17 protein-coding genes are annotated in these 15,175 nt (G+C 63.5%); 7 read left to right on the top strand and 10 right to left on the bottom strand.

What is annotated here, in order from left to right; translation table 11 throughout:
* Positions 1–92 precede the first annotated feature (92 nt).
* Positions 93–332 (top strand): acetyltransferase, encoded by a 240-nt coding sequence (locus MIN45_RS09235; RefSeq protein ID WP_286291725.1) that lies wholly within the window; start codon positions 93–95, stop codon positions 330–332.
* A gap of 72 nt (positions 333–404) precedes the next feature.
* Here the strand turns inward: MIN45_RS09235 and MIN45_RS09230 are convergent, their stop codons facing one another.
* The 8 genes from MIN45_RS09230 to hrpA form a co-directional block, all read right to left on the bottom strand.
* On the bottom strand, positions 405–764 hold the full coding sequence (locus tag MIN45_RS09230; protein WP_286291724.1) for a DsrE family protein: 360 nt from the start codon (positions 762–764) through the stop codon (positions 405–407).
* Positions 765–831: 67 nt separating this feature from the next.
* On the bottom strand, positions 832–1,725 hold the full coding sequence (locus MIN45_RS09225) for an MBL fold metallo-hydrolase (protein WP_286291723.1): 894 nt from the start codon (positions 1,723–1,725) through the stop codon (positions 832–834).
* Positions 1,726–1,752: 27 nt separating this feature from the next.
* Positions 1,753–2,574 (bottom strand): sulfite exporter TauE/SafE family protein, encoded by an 822-nt coding sequence (locus tag MIN45_RS09220; RefSeq protein WP_286291721.1) that lies wholly within the window; start codon positions 2,572–2,574, stop codon positions 1,753–1,755.
* Positions 2,575–2,711: 137 nt separating this feature from the next.
* Complete coding sequence (locus MIN45_RS09215; protein ID WP_286291720.1) at positions 2,712–3,470, bottom strand: S1 family peptidase; 759 nt, start codon at positions 3,468–3,470, stop codon at positions 2,712–2,714.
* Positions 3,467–4,321 carry an HDOD domain-containing protein gene (locus MIN45_RS09210; RefSeq protein ID WP_286291719.1) on the bottom strand — a complete coding sequence of 285 codons (855 nt, stop codon included), beginning with the start codon at positions 4,319–4,321 and terminating at the stop codon, positions 3,467–3,469. Before MIN45_RS09210 ends, MIN45_RS09215 begins: the two co-directional genes overlap by 4 nt.
* A 1-nt stretch (position 4,322) precedes the next feature.
* Complete coding sequence (locus tag MIN45_RS09205) at positions 4,323–4,892, bottom strand: transglycosylase SLT domain-containing protein (RefSeq protein WP_286291717.1); 570 nt, start codon at positions 4,890–4,892, stop codon at positions 4,323–4,325.
* Between the two features lie 37 nt (positions 4,893–4,929).
* Positions 4,930–6,126 carry a formate-dependent phosphoribosylglycinamide formyltransferase gene (gene purT / locus MIN45_RS09200; RefSeq protein ID WP_286291715.1) on the bottom strand — a complete coding sequence of 399 codons (1,197 nt, stop codon included), beginning with the start codon at positions 6,124–6,126 and terminating at the stop codon, positions 4,930–4,932.
* Positions 6,127–6,150: 24 nt separating this feature from the next.
* Positions 6,151–10,017 carry an ATP-dependent RNA helicase HrpA gene (gene hrpA / locus MIN45_RS09195; RefSeq protein WP_286291714.1) on the bottom strand — a complete coding sequence of 1,289 codons (3,867 nt, stop codon included), beginning with the start codon at positions 10,015–10,017 and terminating at the stop codon, positions 6,151–6,153.
* A 72-nt stretch (positions 10,018–10,089) separates the two neighbouring features.
* On the opposite strand from hrpA, the gene MIN45_RS09190 reads away from it, so the two are divergent.
* The 4 genes from MIN45_RS09190 (at position 10,090) to MIN45_RS09175 (ending at position 12,548) form a co-directional block, all read left to right on the top strand.
* Positions 10,090–11,154, top strand: a complete 1,065-nt coding sequence (locus tag MIN45_RS09190; protein WP_286291713.1) for a GGDEF domain-containing protein — start codon at positions 10,090–10,092, stop codon at positions 11,152–11,154.
* Positions 11,155–11,244: 90 nt separating this feature from the next.
* Positions 11,245–11,490 carry a CDGSH iron-sulfur domain-containing protein gene (locus tag MIN45_RS09185; protein WP_286291712.1) on the top strand — a complete coding sequence of 82 codons (246 nt, stop codon included), beginning with the start codon at positions 11,245–11,247 and terminating at the stop codon, positions 11,488–11,490.
* A 1-nt stretch (position 11,491) separates the two neighbouring features.
* Complete coding sequence (locus MIN45_RS09180) at positions 11,492–11,980, top strand: CYTH domain-containing protein (protein ID WP_286291710.1); 489 nt, start codon at positions 11,492–11,494, stop codon at positions 11,978–11,980.
* 4 nt (positions 11,981–11,984) lie between these two features.
* A complete protein-coding gene (locus MIN45_RS09175; protein WP_286291709.1) occupies positions 11,985–12,548 on the top strand; it encodes an SRPBCC family protein in 564 nt (187 codons plus the stop codon).
* 53 nt (positions 12,549–12,601) lie between these two features.
* On the opposite strand, the gene MIN45_RS09170 is transcribed toward MIN45_RS09175, so the two are convergent.
* Both MIN45_RS09170 and cysQ read right to left on the bottom strand, forming a co-directional pair.
* On the bottom strand, positions 12,602–13,009 hold the full coding sequence (locus MIN45_RS09170; protein ID WP_286291708.1) for a bacteriohemerythrin: 408 nt from the start codon (positions 13,007–13,009) through the stop codon (positions 12,602–12,604).
* Positions 13,010–13,107: 98 nt separating this feature from the next.
* A complete protein-coding gene (cysQ, locus tag MIN45_RS09165) occupies positions 13,108–13,923 on the bottom strand; it encodes a 3'(2'),5'-bisphosphate nucleotidase CysQ (RefSeq protein ID WP_286291706.1) in 816 nt (271 codons plus the stop codon).
* Between the two features lie 71 nt (positions 13,924–13,994).
* On the opposite strand from cysQ, the gene yrfG reads away from it, so the two are divergent.
* A complete protein-coding gene (gene yrfG, locus MIN45_RS09160; RefSeq protein WP_286291704.1) occupies positions 13,995–14,666 on the top strand; it encodes a GMP/IMP nucleotidase in 672 nt (223 codons plus the stop codon).
* Positions 14,667–14,761: 95 nt separating this feature from the next.
* On the top strand, positions 14,762–15,088 hold the full coding sequence (gene trxA / locus MIN45_RS09155) for a thioredoxin TrxA (protein WP_286291703.1): 327 nt from the start codon (positions 14,762–14,764) through the stop codon (positions 15,086–15,088).
* Positions 15,089–15,175 lie beyond the last annotated feature (87 nt).

Raw genomic sequence — 15,175 nt, 5'->3', positions numbered from 1 at the left:
TTTGGGAAAACCAACCCGTTTCGACAAGCCCCGACGGCGACGTTAAAATCGGGGGGTACAGAATCTACAAACCGACCGTACAGGAGGTCATCATGTTCCTAAAAAGAAAACAAGACGGGCATCTGGTCGAAGTCCTCAGCCTCAACGACCTCGTCAACCCGCTGCACAAGGAGGTCATCGGTCGCCTTCACTACGGCGAGGAACCGGGCGATCCGGAAAAGTTCACCAAGGCCGACCTCTGCTTCCCCTCCGGGGAGGAGCTTCCGCGCTGCTGGACCGATGTCCATTACCGCGACGAAGAATTGTTCAAGCGCCTGAAGATCACCCCCTGAGCCTGCAGATCGTCCTATGAAAAAACCCGCTGAAAGATCAGCGGGTTTTTTCGTTTCAGAGCGATGCCGGGCTCAGTATTCCACGTTCTTGTCGCATTCGGCCAGGGCCTGGATGAAATCCCCCATTTCTTTGATTTCGGCGTTGGGAATCATATTGTCCGGATCGACCCCCCGGGCCAGGGCGCAGCCCTTGCAAACCCAGACAGGAATCTGCTGCGCGATCACCGCCGCCAGCACCTCCTTCAGCGGTTTGATGTTGACCCCCTGAATGCAGTCGGCCGCCCCGGGGCGAGCCAGGGCCGTCGCCTCGTCCCACAAGAAGATGACGGGATCGTGTCCCTGCTCCTTGGCGGTCTTGGCGGCGATGTAGGGCAGCGTCGCCAGGGTCGGATTGTCGGTGCCGTGTTTGGCGGAAATCAGAATCTTGGCCATTCTCTCCTCCGTAGTTGGACAGCTTCGAATCCCTATTTGGCGGCGAATCGCGAAAAAACAAGCCGCTTTAGAAATCCAAATCGATGTTGTCGCTGCCCAGGATGTTGAGCGGCAGCTTCAGGTAACGCTTGCCACCCGCCTCCGGCGGCGGCATGTGTCCGGCGCGGATGTTGACCTGCAGCGACGGCAGGATGTACTGCGGCGCCGGCAGCACCCGGTCGATGCCGTCGCGGATCCTGACGAACTGGTCCTCGGTGGTGCCGTCGTGTACCAGGGGGTTGCGTTCGCGCTCCTCCTTCACTGTGGTGACGTAACGCGGACCCGGCGCGTTGGGACGATAGTCGTGGCACATGTAGAGTTTGGTGTCCTCCGGCAACGCCAGGATCTTGTCGCGGATGGAACGGTACAGCTGCCGCGAACTGCCGTTGGGGAAATCGCAACGGGCGGTGCCGTAGTCGGGCATGAACACGGTGTCCCCTACGAAGGCGCATTCCTCGTTGACCACGTAGGTGATGCAGGCGGGCGTGTGTCCCGGCGTGTGCATCACCCGTACCGGCACGTTGCCGATCCGGAAAGTGTCGCCATCGGCGAACAGCCGGTCGAACTCGCGCCCGTCCCCGGAAACGTCGTCAACGTCATACAATCCCTTGAAGAACCGTTGCACCTCCTTGACGTGCTCGCCGATGGCGATCTTCCCGCCCAGTTTGCCTTTCAGGTAGGCGGCCGCGCTCAGATGGTCGGCGTGGGCATGGGTTTCCAGAATCCATTGCACCGTCAGGCCGTTGTCCTTGACATAGGCGATGATCTCGTCGGCGCTTTGGGTGCTGACCCGCCCGGCGTTGTAGGCGAAATCCAGGCAGGCGTCGATGATCGCGCACTGCCGGGTCTCCGGGCAGCTCACTACGTAGCTGAAGGTATCGGACTGATCATGGAAAAACGGTTGAACGGTCGGTGAAGTCATGGCAGATCTCCTTTGATCGATGACGTTTCAGGAAAACAGCGGTGCGGCGAGAACCTGAAAATGCTCCCACAGATCCTGCAGGGACGGCAAAATCTTCAGGCGCTCCCGGTAGAGAATGTAACAGGCCATAGCGATGACGAACCAAGCGAACCCTTTGCGCAGATGACGGGCATGGATGCGGTGGGCCAGCCAGCTGCCGAGAAAAGATCCGGCCACGGCGGAACCGGCCACCACCGAAGCCAGCTTGTAGTCCACGCTGACGTGAGTCAGGTATCCCAGGAAACCGGCGGCCGATTTCATCGCGATCACCAGCAGCGAGGTACCGATGGCCAGGTGCATGGGCAATCCCCCCAGCAGGGTCAGGGCCGGCACCACCAAAAAGCCGCCGCCCGCGCCCACCAGACCGGTCACCGCCCCGACCACCAGACCGTGCAGAATTACCTCTCCCAGCGGGATACAGTCGAGGCAATCGCCGGGATTGCGCGGCTGTTCGGCTTTGTGGCCGTTGCGCAGCATCGCCCAGGCAGTGGCGAACATGATGAGGGCGAAGAAGAGCAACAGCAAGGGCGAGGGAATGAAACGTGCCATCCAGCCACCCAGATAGGCGCCGGCCATCCCCGCCAACCCGAACACCAATCCCACCCGCCAGCTGACCGAACCGCGGCGGGCGTGCTGAAGCATGGCCACGAAGCTGGTCACCCCCACCACCAGCAGCGAGGTGGCGATGGCTTCCTTGGCCTCCACGTGCAGGGCATAGACCAGGATAGGAACGGTCAGGATCGATCCCCCGCCCCCCAGCAGTCCGAGGGTGATCCCGATCAGCAGCGAGAGCAGAATGGCGAGTGTCATGCTGTTTTTTCCGGTTGGTGTCGCTTGAGTTGCCCGGGATTGTAGCGTAATCCGCTCGCTTATTAAAAAAATATATATTCATATAACTAACGTTTGACTATGCAAACCGGCTATATGGCATGGCGAATTTCCACGATCTACCGCAACCCCACCTGCCGCAGCAGCCGCTCAGCGTAACGGATCGGGATCGCGTAACTGATCCCGCTAGGCTTGCTGAGCAGGTTCTCCTTGCTCTCCTTGACGAACACTTTGTTGATGATGCCGACCACCGCGCCGGTTTCCGGGTCGTACAGGGGGCTGCCGCTGTTGCCGGGATAGGCGGTGGCGTCGAGCTGGAAAACCCGGTAGGGCCGGTTGAGGCGGCGCAGCAGCTTGGGGTCGAGGAAACCGGCGCGGGGGACGGGAATGGCGATGGGGGTGATGCTGGAGACGATACCCCGGTGGGTCACCGGATACAGGCCCAGCACCATGCCGATGGGATAGCCGGTAAAAGCGTACAGCGCCCCTTCCCGCACCCGCTCGGAATCTCCCAGAGAGAGCGTCGGGAGCGGTTTGCCACCGATCCGCAGCAGGGCGACGTCGTGCGGCCTGTCCACCGCCACCACTTCGGCCCGGCGCAGGCGGTCGCGGCCTTCGGCCTTGAAGAAGACCGCCAGAATCTCGCCCTTGTCGGCCGCCAGCTTCTCCGGCAGCACGTGGGCGTTGGTGAGCAGGTGCAGGCCGTCGACGACCGCGAATCCCGTCCCCCGGAACACCGCCGCCGGCGCCCGGGTACGTTGGTAGGTACCGACGGCGACGACCGCAGGCTTGACGCGGACGACGGTTTCCGGCAGTCCTGCAAGGGCGGCGACGGCCAGCAGCCAGCCACCCACCAAGACACCCAAGCGATTCATCATACCGACAGCAGCACGGCGGCGACCTCGGTGAATTCGCGGGTCACTTCGGCCATCACCTCCAACACCTGGCCCTCCGTCACCGGGACCAGATCCCTGACGGCGGCGGGAACCTCCACCAAAATGTCCTCGATGGCATCGCCGTGGACCAAGACCCCCGTGAGGCGGTTGGCGAGGTAGAGAATCCCGGTTTCCATCCTGAAATCGTCCGCCTGCTCCGGATTGAGCTGCCAGGCGATGGCGGTCTGCAGCCAGGGCGGCAGTTTCCAGCGGCGGGCGATCTCGCCACCGACGTCGGCATAGGTGAAGCCGAGCAGATCCTTTTCCAGCAGCGGAATCAGCTCCCGCCGCCCCTGACTGGCGAGCAGTACTTCCCTGGATGGGTCCGGCAACTTGACATACAGGACCAAACTGCCGATCCCGTGCAGCAGCCCGACGACGAACAGACGCTCCGGATGCAGCACGCCGGCAGCCCGGGCCAGCAGGCGGGCGACCACGCCGCAATAGGTACTCTGAACCCAGAATTCGTCCATGTCGATCAGATGGGCGGGAATGCCCCGGAAGACGCTGACCGCGGTGGTCGCCAGGGCCAGATGATAGATGGACTCCAGTCCCACCAAGGTTACCGCCCGGGTGATGGTGTCGATGCGACCGCTGAAACCGTAAAGCGGACTGTTGGCCAGCTTCAGCAGCCGGGCGGTCAAAGCCGGATCGCCGGCGATGATCCCGGCCAAGGTGTCGGCGGTCGAGGTCGGATCGTCGATGGCGGCCTGAAGCCGGACGACCACGTCCGGCAGGGAAGGCAATTCCCGGTTATCTTCCAGCAGTCGTGCAGGAGAGAGGGGTTGTGGCATGTCAGGACCCATAAAATTGCATGACCCGCGCCACGTAGCGGCGGGTTTCCCGGTAGGGCGGGATGCGATTGCCGTATTTCTCCACCGCCGCCTCCCCGGCGTTGTAGGCCGCCACCGCCAGTCTGACATCCTTGAAGCGGCGCAGCAAATCCCGCAGATAACGGGCGCCCGCCTCGAGATTGGCCTTGGGATCGCGGGGATCGTCGATACCGTAGCGGCGGGCGGTCTGGGGCAGCAGCTGCATCAGCCCGATCGCCCCCTTGGGGGAAACCGCCCTGGGATCGTAGGCCGACTCGGCCCGGATCACCGCGTGCAGCAGGCGGGGATCGAGAGCGTATTTTTTGGCCACCTGTTCGATGAGGGGGGCGAAACGGCTGCGGCGCCGGGACAGAATCCTGCCGCCAAACGCCTGGCGGGGCCTGGGGGTGCGGATAATGAGACGATAGCCGGGGTGCTTGCGCTCGTCGGCGTAATACACCTGGCCGTTGGCATCGACGTATTTATAGACGTCCGCCCCCGCCAGCGGCACCCAGCCCGTCAGCCACAGAAACCATCCCAGTCGCCGCCACATCGAACGCTTTCACCCCGTTGTTCGTCCCCGTTTCAGTTTAGCCCAATTCCGGCTGCACCGCGGCGGCACAGCGCCGGGCCCGCTGCCGGGCCGCTTCGACGGTTTCGGCCGCCGCCAGCGCCACCCCCATGCGCCGGCGCGGATAGGCGATCGGCTTGCCGAACAGGCGCAGCCGCGATTCCGGCACCGCCAGGGCTCTTTCGATCCCCTGGAATACCGGCCCGGCCCCTTCCACACCGCCGTAGATCACCGCGCTGGCACCGGGCCGTCGCAGCGCGGTGTCCACCGGCAGGCCCAAAAAAGCGCGCAGGTGCAGTTCGAACTCGCTTTGCAGCTGACTCGCCATGGTCACCATGCCGGTGTCGTGGGGCCTGGGGCTGACTTCGCTGAACCAGACCTGATCGCCTTTGACGAACAGCTCCACCCCGAACAGCCCCAACCCGCCTAGGGCCTCGACCACCTTGCCGGCGATAGCTTGCGCCGCTTCCAGCGCCCGGGCCGACATGGGGTGGGGCTGCCAGCTTTCCACGTAATCGCCCTGTTCCTGACGGTGACCGATGGGCTGGCAGAACTGGATCTGCGGCCGGCCGTTTTCATCCAGCGCCCGCACCGTCAGCAGGGTGATCTCGAAGTCGAAATCGATCCGGCGCTCGACGATCACCCGTCCCCGGTCCACCCGCCCGCCGCTTTTTGCCTTGTCCCAGGCGGCGGGGATCTGCTCCGGGGCGGTGAGATACGACTGTCCCTTGCCGGAGGAAGACATGGTGGGCTTGACGAAACAGGGCAGTCCCACACCCTTCACCGCCGCCTCCAGTTCCTCCCGGGAAGCCGCGAAAGCGTAACGGGAGGTGGGCAGCCCCAGTTCCTCGGCCGCCAGGCGGCGGATGCCCTCGCGGTCCATGGTCAGCTGCACCGCCCGGGCGCAGGGCACCACCGTGGCAAGCCCTTGTTCCTCGATCCACGCCAGGGCGTCGGTGGCCAGAGCCTCGATCTCCGGCACGATCCATTGAGGTTTCTCCCGTGCCACCAGGGCCTCGAGCTGGAGCGGATCGGTCATGTCGATGACGTGAGCCGAATGGGCCACCTGATGGGCCGGGGCGTGCTCGTAGCGGTCCACGGCGATCACCTCCACGCCCAAACGCTGGCAGCAGATCGCGATCTCCTTGCCCAGCTCGCCGCATCCCAACAGCATGACCTTGGTGGCGCTGGCGGTCAGGGGGGTGCCGATATGCATGGGAAACTCCTCCGAAGGTATCGTTCATGCGGCCTGATACTCGGCCCAGGCCTTGGCCAGACGCTTTTCCGACACCGGGTAGGCGGTCTTGATCTGCTGGGCGAACAGCGATACCCGGAACTCCTCCAGGCTCCAGCGGAACGGGTCGGCATCCGGGTCTTCGATGGCGCCGGCCTCGACCTGGCGCCAGTAGGCATTCCAGAAGAAGCGGATCTTCGCCACCCGCGCCTCGTCTTTGGCCAGCTCGTATTCTGCCTTGTCGAGGCGGTATTGCAAGGCCTTGAGATAGCGCAGCAGATGTTGCAGCTGCGCCAGCGGGATGCGGGCGACGAAGCCCTGGTAGCCCAGCAGGATCAGCTGCTGGTCGATGTCGGCGCCGCTGGGGGACTTGTCCAGATGCTTCAGTTCGCTGCGGCGGCGGCGACAAGCCTGCAGTCCCTGCAGGATGTCGCGCACCAGCGTCCCCAGGCGCTGGGCGGTTTCGAACAGCCGGCTACGGTGGGCGGTCAGACAGGCTGCCAGGGCATCGGCGTCGCGGATGTCGGAATCGTCGCCTAGGAACACTTCCTCGATCACCCGGTCGGCCACCTCGTCCAGCAGCGGGCGCCGGGGACCGGCATCGCGCCAGGGATGGGCAGGCAGGCGGGCGTAGGCGATCTCGTCGGCGGTGCTGAAGGGTAGCTGCTTTTTGAGACGGCGGAAATCACTGCCGAGCTGGAACTGGAGCATGCGGATCAGGCCGCGCCGGTGGGCCCGGCCGGCCTCACCCGAGGTGGGGAACAGGCGCACGGCGCAGCTGTCGCCCTCGTCCACCAGCGCCGGGAAACCGATCACCAGCTGGCCCTTCTGTTTCATCTTGTAGGACCGGGGCAGCGGGCCGAAGTCCCAGCGTTTCAGGCCGATGCGGGTCAGATCGCCGGCATCGCTGCGGGCGAAGGTTTCTCTCGCCGACAGCGCCAGCTTGGTCTTGAGCCGCTCCAGATCCCGGCCCTGGGCCAGCAGCCGGCCGCGCTCGCCAAGGATCTGGAAGTTCATCTGCAGGTGCTCGGGCAATTCCACCGCCTTGAGGACATCGGCGCCGACCTCGACGCCTGTGACCCGCAGCAGCGCCCGCGACAGCTCGGCCCAGAAATCCCCGCCCCCGCCCCGCAGTTCCTGGCAGACCCGCCAGGCGGTGTCGGGGATCGGCACCAGCCGGCGGCGGAGGCTGCGGGGCAGACCCTTCAAGATAAAGACGACCTTTTCCTCCAGCAGCCCCGGCACCAGCCAGGCGAACGGCCGCGCATCGAGCTGGGGCAGCACCGCCACCGGCACCAGGACGCTGACGCCGTCGGCCTCGTGCCCCGGTTCGAAGCGGTAGCGCAGCGCCAGACGCAGGTCGCCGTCTTCCCAGTGATCGGGAAAATCGCCCTGATCGGCGCCGTCGAGCTGGCGGATCACCTCGTCGCGGTCGAGCTTGAGGAGATCGGGACGGCGGCGCGCCTCGCGCCGGTACCAGCGTTCGAAATCGTCGGCATTGGCTAGACGTGCCGGAATCTGGCGGTCGTAGAAGTCGTAGAGCCAGCGCTCGTCCAGCAGCAGATCCCCCTGGCGGGCCTTGTGCTGGAGCAGTTCCAGTTCCCGCAGCAGGGCCCGGTTGTGGCGGAAGAAGTCGAGCTTGCAATCGTAATCCTGCTGCACCAGGGCCTGGGCGATGAAGATCTCCCGCGCCTTTTCGGGATCGATCTTCTCGTAGGCCACCTTGCGCCGTTCCACCAGGGTGAGGCCGAACAGGGTGACGCGCTCGAAGGCCGCCACCCGGCGGGCCTTGCGCTCCCAGTGGGGATCGTAATGGTGGCGCTTGAGCAGATGGCCGGCGCACTGCTCGATCCAAGCCGGCTCCACCTGGGCATTGATGCGGGCGTACACCTTGCTGGTCTCCACCTGCTCGGCCGACACCAGCCAACGGGGACGGGTCTGGAACAGGCCGGAGCCGGGGAAGATGAAGAATTTCAGTCCCCGCACCCCCTCGTATTCGTACTTGTCACGGCGGAAGCCGATCTGGGACAACAATCCCGTGAGGATGGCGCGGTGGATGGCGTCGTACTCGGCCGGCTGCTGGTTGGGGCGCCAGCCCAGCTCCCCCTTGACGATCTCCAGCAGCTGGCCGTGGAGGTCGAGCCACTCGCGCATGCGCAGATAGGAGAGAAAATGGGCCTTGCACCACTTGCGCAGCTGGGTGTTGGAGAGGTGGCGGCGCTGCGCCTGGTACAGGTTCCACAGCTTGAGAAAACTGAGGAAATCGGATTTCTCGTCGCGCCACAGGGCGTGCTTCTCGTCGGCGGCCTGGGCCTGGTCGGCGGGACGCTCGCGCGGGTCCTGGATGCTGAGGGCGGCGGCGATGACGGTCAGCTCGGTCAGGCAGTTTTCCTCCCGGGCCGCCACCAGCATCCGCGCCAGCCGCGGGTCGATGGGGAACTTGATGAGCTGACGGCCGATGGCGGTCAGCGCCCCCTTTCCATCCAGGGCCTGGAGCTCCTGCAGCAATTTGATGCCGGCACGGATCTGCTTGGGATCGGGCGGGTCGATGAAGGGGAAGGTTTCGATGTCGCCCAAACGCAGGGCCTTCATCTGCAGAATCACCGCCGCCAGGTTGGTGCGGCGGATTTCCGGATCGGTGAAGGCCGGACGGCTGAGGAAGTCCTCTTCGGAATACAGCCGCAGGCACACCCCGGGCGCGATACGCCCGCAGCGCCCGGCCCGCTGCCGGGCCGAGGCCTGGGAAATGGGCTCGATGGGCAGGCGCTGGAGCTTGCTGCGGGGGCTGTAGCGGCTGATGCGCGCCAGCCCTGAATCGATGACGGCGCGGATGCCGGGCACCGTCAGGGAGGTTTCCGCCACGTTGGTGGCCAGTACGATCCGGGGCCGCCCGCCGCTCTGGAACACTTTCTGCTGCTCGCGGGCGCTGAGACGGGCGTACAGGGGCAGGATCTCGTACTTTTCCGGGTGGTGCTTGCGCAGGGCCTCGGCAGCATCGCGGATGTCGCGCTCGCCGGTGAGGAACACCAGAATGTCGGCCAGCCGCTCGGCCGCCAATTCGTCGACACCGGCGAGAACGGCCTGGATCAGGTCCTGGTCGCTGCTTTCCCCTTCGCCTGCCAGGGGGCGGTAACGGACTTCGACCGGATAGCTACGCCCGGACACTTCGATGATCGGCGCCCCGCCGAAGTGCTCGGAAAAACGCTGGGGGTCGATGGTGGCGGAGGTGACGATGAGCTTGAGATCGGGCCGCTGCGGCAGCAGCCACTTGAGATAGCCGAGGAGGAAGTCGATATTGAGGCTGCGCTCGTGGGCTTCGTCGATGATGAGGGTGTCGTACTGGGTCAGATAGCGGTCGCTTTGGGTCTCCGCCAGCAGGATGCCGTCGGTCATCAGCTTGACCAGGGTCTCCGGCCGGGTGTGATCGGAAAAGCGTACCTTGTAACCCACCAGCTCTCCCAGCGGGGTCTTGAGCTCGGCGGCGATGCGGGCGGCGACGCTGCGGGCGGCGATGCGGCGCGGCTGGGTATGGCCGATCATGCCGCAGGCGCCGCGGCCGATCTCGAGACAGATCTTGGGCAGCTGGGTGGTCTTGCCCGAGCCGGTCTCGCCACAGACCACCACGACCTGATTTTCCCGTAGGGCGGCGGCGATATCCTCCTTCCTGGCGGCCACCGGCAGCTCAGGGTACTTCAGCGCCGGGATGCGGGCCCGGCGGGCCTCGGTGACGGCGACGGAGTCCTCCAGCGCCCGCCGCAATCGTTCCAGCCGCGCCGGGTCCAAATCCTTCAGGCGCCGCAACTGGCGCACCAGTCGATGGCGGTCCCGGCTCTGGCAGCGTTCCAGCTGAAGCTGCAGTTCGTCAAAATCCATAAAATCAATCAAAAAGAAGCTACAATTAACAATCGGTCAGTAACAACAAAAAATGGCCTGACAAAACCTCCTATGGCTGAAGACCGCATCTCCTTCATCCCCCGCTATCACGAAACCCCCGATCAGGCGGCCGAATATCTCCGTCTGGCCCTGCCCTTGCTGAGCAAGCACCGGCTGCCGGTCAACCCGGTCAATTATGCCATAGGCTACGACTACGTCGCCGGCAACAACCGCCCTCTGCGCGAAGCCATCGACCGGCTTCAGCAGACCCGTCAGCCTCTGACGCCGGAGCTGTGCATCCGTTTCTACAAGGAATATATCCTCGACGAGGCCGCCCGCCGCTTCGAGAAAGTCGGCGACTCACTCCAGCATCTAGTGAGCGACACCCTGTCGGAAGTGGAAAAGACCGAAACCCAAGCGAGCCACTCGGCCACCACGCTGGAGCGGCAGGCTGCCCTGCTGCAGCAACAGGAGCCGGCGCAAATCGCCGAAATCCTCCAGACCGTGATCCAGGAAACCCGTAACCTGGCCGCCGCCGGCAGTGAACTGCGCAGCAACCTGCAGGCCACCAACCAGGAGATCCACCAGCTGCGGGCCGAACTGGAAATGATGAAGGAAGCCGCCTTCACCGACGCCCTCACCGGACTGCTGAATCGCCGGGCCTTCGACATGAAGATCCAGCAGCTGCTCGCCGACGCCCAGGTCGGCACCAGCTTTCTGCTGCTCTTGGACCTGGATCACTTCAAAAAGATCAACGACCGCTACGGCCATCTGACCGGCGACAAGGTCCTGCGCTTCACCGCCCAGGTCATCAGGCAGCACTTGCCCCCGGACCAGATCGCCGCCCGCTACGGCGGCGAGGAGATGGCCATCCTGCTGTATGGCTTCGACCGTATGCGAGCGCTCCACCTTGCCGAGCAGATCCGCGAAACCCTGGCCAAAAGCCGCCTGAAACGGCGTGACAACGAGGAACCCATCGGCCAGGTCACCCTCTCCATCGGGCTTGCAGGCCTTGAAGAGAACGACACCATCGACAGCCTCATCGAGCGCGCCGACCAGGCCCTTTACGAAGCCAAGCGCCAGGGCCGCAATCGGGTCATCGACGACCGCGGATTGCTACGGCACAAAAGCACTTGACATACTCTCCCGGGAAGCTGCTATGGCTTTCGGGCCTCATCGGCCTTACCATAATAATGCCCTGAAAATCTTCAACCAGGAGGTGCTTTCATGAACGAACCGGTCGTGGCGCAAAAGTCCCCCATTCCCGTCGAGGTCGAGGCCGGCAAGACCTATTACTGGTGCAGCTGCGGCCGCAGCAAGAATCAGCCCTTCTGCGACGGCTCCCACAAGGGAACCGGATTCACCCCCCTGGCCTGGACCGCGGACAAAAGCGGTACCGTCTATTTCTGCGCCTGCAAGCACACCAACAATCCCCCTCTGTGCGACGGCAGCCACAAGGCCCTCGCCGACTGAGATGGCGCTGGAGATCGAGCGCAAGTTTCTGGTGCGGGACGACCGCTGGCGCGCCCTGGCGTCACGCCGGAGCCGTATCCGCCAAGGCTATCTGAACCGGGCCGAAGACTGCTCGGTGCGGGTCCGCAGCGCCGACGGGCGCGGCTGGCTCAACATCAAAAGCGTCACCATCGGCGCCCGGCGTCACGAATACGAGTACGAGATTCCCTGGCAGGACGCCGAGGAGATGCTGGACACCCTGTGCCGGCGCCCCCTGATCGAAAAGACCCGCTATTTCGTGGAACACCAAGGGCATCTGTGGGAAATCGACGTCTTCGAAGGGGACAACGCCGGGCTGGTGGTGGCCGAGATCGAACTGAACGATCCCCATGAATCCTTCGTCAAACCGCCCTGGATCGGCCGCGAAGTGACCGAAGACCCGCGCTACTACAACACCTGTCTGGCCCAGAATCCCTACCGGAACTGGCGGGATCAGGCACCGGCGCCCTAAAGCCATGGAGCTGTTGCTCGCCCTGTTTCTGTCCCTGGCGCTGCTGCTGGCGCTCGCGTTCATCATCGGCAGCCGCCTGCCTCGGACCCACGTCGCCGCCAGCCGCGTCCGCCTGCACACCAACCCGGAGGAAATCTGGCGGATTCTGACCGATTTCGAGCGCTATCCGGAATGGCGCCTAGGGCTGCAGCGGGTGGAGGTCACGACCGGGGAAGACGGCCTGCCACGCTGGACGGAGATCTGCAGCACCCACGTCCGGGTGCCCTTCCGGGTCGTCTCGATGAAACCGCCTTTCCGGCTGGAAACCCGGATCGACCTGCCACAACTGCCACTCAGCGGCCACTGGATCTACGAATTGGCAGCCAACGCCGACGGCACCACCACCGTGACGATCACCGAAATCGGCCGCATCTACCACCCTCTGTTCCGCTTCTTGGCCTGCTGTCTCATCGCGTATCACGGCGCCATGGACGTGTTTCTGACGGAACTGGCCCTCAGGCTGGGCCAACCGGCCCGGATCGAACACCTGCAGTTCGAACACAAACAAAAGGCGTGCCCACCATCGTGAACACGCCTGCGATTTCCAAATAGATTACCCGCTCAGTGTGGAGGCCGCGCGCTTTAATTGACGCCTTTTTCGTTCAGGAACGGACCATAGGGTTTGTCGATATTGGGAATGTGGGCAGTCAGCCAGTCCTTGACGAAGGCCGTCACGTCCGACGTCACGTCCGCTTCGCCGGCATGGAATTTCTTCTGCAGATCGGCGCAGGTGGCTACCAGTTTGTCGTGAGCCTCCTTATGGGCGGCGTAATCCGGATAGCCGTGCTGCTGCATCAGATCTTCCTCGGTTTTGAAATGCTCAACCACCACATTGATCAATTCATCCAGATATTTGCCGGTGGCATCCCGGTCACCGGCCTTGACCGCGTCGTCCAGACTGTTGAGCAAATCGAAGATCTGCTGATGCTGCTGGTCGGCGATACCGACGTTGGTGCCAAACTGCTCAGCGGTCCAGGTGATGATCGCCATGAATTCTCCTCCTCTTGCAAAACGTTATAAAAGGCAAGGGAATTCTACGGTCACCACCGAACTCGAATTTTGAGCCAGATCAATTTTTCCTCAAAACCTTACAGAGAGTCTGGGAGATAACGCAGCCAGTCACGGGAATCGTCGCCGTAGACCAGAAAATAGGGATTGAGCACCGACGCCTTGGTGTTATAGCGCAGCGGCTTGCCGCTCAGATCCACGACGAACCCTCCGGCCTGCACCACCACGCAATGGGCGGCGGCGGTATCCCACTCGGAGGTGGGCCCCAGGCGCGGATAGAGATCGGCCCTGCCCTCGGCCACCAGGCAGAATTTGAGAGAGCTGCCGATCGAGATCAGTTCGTAGTCGCCGTCGAGACGGCGGAGATATTCGGCGAATTCCGGCGTCTGGTGGGAACGGCTGCCGACGATGACCAACTTCTCCGACGCCGGCTTCCGCACCCGGATCGGGTGCAGCGACCCATCGTCGACTTGCTTGAAAGCTCCCTGGCCCTCGGCGCCGTAATAGAGCGTCCCCTCCGCCGGGACGTAAACCACCCCGAGCACCGGCTCGTGATCGTGAACCAGAGCGATGTTGACGGTAAACTGACCGTTGCGGTGGATGAATTCCTTGGTGCCGTCGAGGGGATCCACCAGCCAGTAGGTGCGCCACTGGCAGCGCTCCTCATAGGGGAGGTCGCTGGCTTCCTCGGAAAGAATGGGAAACGCCGGCTCCAGCCGGGACAGGGAATCGACGATACAGCGGTGGGCGGCGGTGTCGGCGGCGGTGAGCGGGGACCGATCGTCTTTGAACTCGATGTTGAAATCCGATTCGTAGATTTTCATGATCCGCTGCCCGGCCCGGCGTGCGGTATCGATAACTGGCGTCAGCAGGCGCGCCAATGGCAGGTTTTGCATCGGTCCTTACCTTGGTTGAACAAATGCAATATTCTACTATGACTGCCTCCCCGCAAACGAACCGGTCCGCCTTGTCCTGGCAGGAGATCGACCTCGTCCTCATGGACATGGACGGCACGCTGCTGGATCTCAACTTCGACAATCACTTCTGGCTCGAATTCGTTCCCGCCCGCTATGCCAAGAAACATGGCCTGACGGTCGCCCAGGCCAAGGCCGAACTGATGCCCCGCTTCGAGGCTCTGAAGGGTAAACTGGAATGGTACTGCCTGGATTACTGGAGCCGGGAACTTCGCCTCGACCTGCCCGGTCTGAAGGCGGAAATCGCCGCTCTGATCCGGACCCTGCCCCACGTCGACGATTTCCTCAGCGCCGTTAGAAACGCCGGCAAGCGCCTGTGGCTGGTGACCAACGCCCATCCCCAAGCCCTGGCGCTGAAGCTGGAACGCACCTGCCTGCAGCGCTTCTTCGACCAGATCGTTTGCAGCCATCGCTACGGGTATCCCAAGGAATCCCAGGCGTTCTGGCAGGCATTGCATCGCGAGCACCCGTTTCCGCGGGAACGGACGCTCATGATCGACGACAGCCTCCCGGTGCTCGAAGCGTCCCGGCGATTCGGCATCGCCCGCCAGATCGCCATCAGCCGCCCGGACAGCAGCCAGCCTGGGCGCCGCATCGATGGCTTTCCGGCGGTGGAAGACTTACAATGTCTGCTCCCACCCGGCCCTGACGGCGGAAACACTTGAAATTCAGCGGCGATTAAGCTGAAATGTCCGGCGAATCGGAGCCTGCCGGAGCCTTCCCGATTCAACTTCCTGAAACTGCCCATGTGGTGACCCGCGTGAGTGACGCAATCGTTCATGTAACCGACGATAATTTCGAAGAAGAAGTGCTGAAATCCAAATTGCCGGTGCTGGTGGACTTCTGGGCGGAATGGTGCGGCCCCTGCAAGATGATCGCCCCCATTCTGGATCAGATCGCCGAGGAATATCAGGGGCGTCTGAAAGTCGCCAAACTGAACATCGACGAGAGCCCCAAGACTCCGCAGCATTACGGGGTTCGCGGCATCCCGACCCTGATGCTGTTCAAAGACGGTGAAGTGGAGGCCACCAAGGTGGGGGCCCTGGCCAAGTCTCAGCTGGAGGCTTTCCTGGAACAGAACCTCTAACTCTCAGGCACGCCCGCCCTCTTTCGGAGAGCGGGCCTCCCTCCCGCCGTCCCCGTTCTCTTCCTTTCCGCCTCCCGGCGGACCAAA

This window comes from Methylomarinovum tepidoasis (genome assembly GCF_030294985.1).
Taxonomy (GTDB): domain Bacteria; phylum Pseudomonadota; class Gammaproteobacteria; order Methylococcales; family Methylothermaceae; genus Methylohalobius; species Methylohalobius tepidoasis.
The sequence above is the reverse complement of the archived record's forward strand: the minus strand, read 5'-3'. Positions and strand labels throughout refer to the sequence as shown.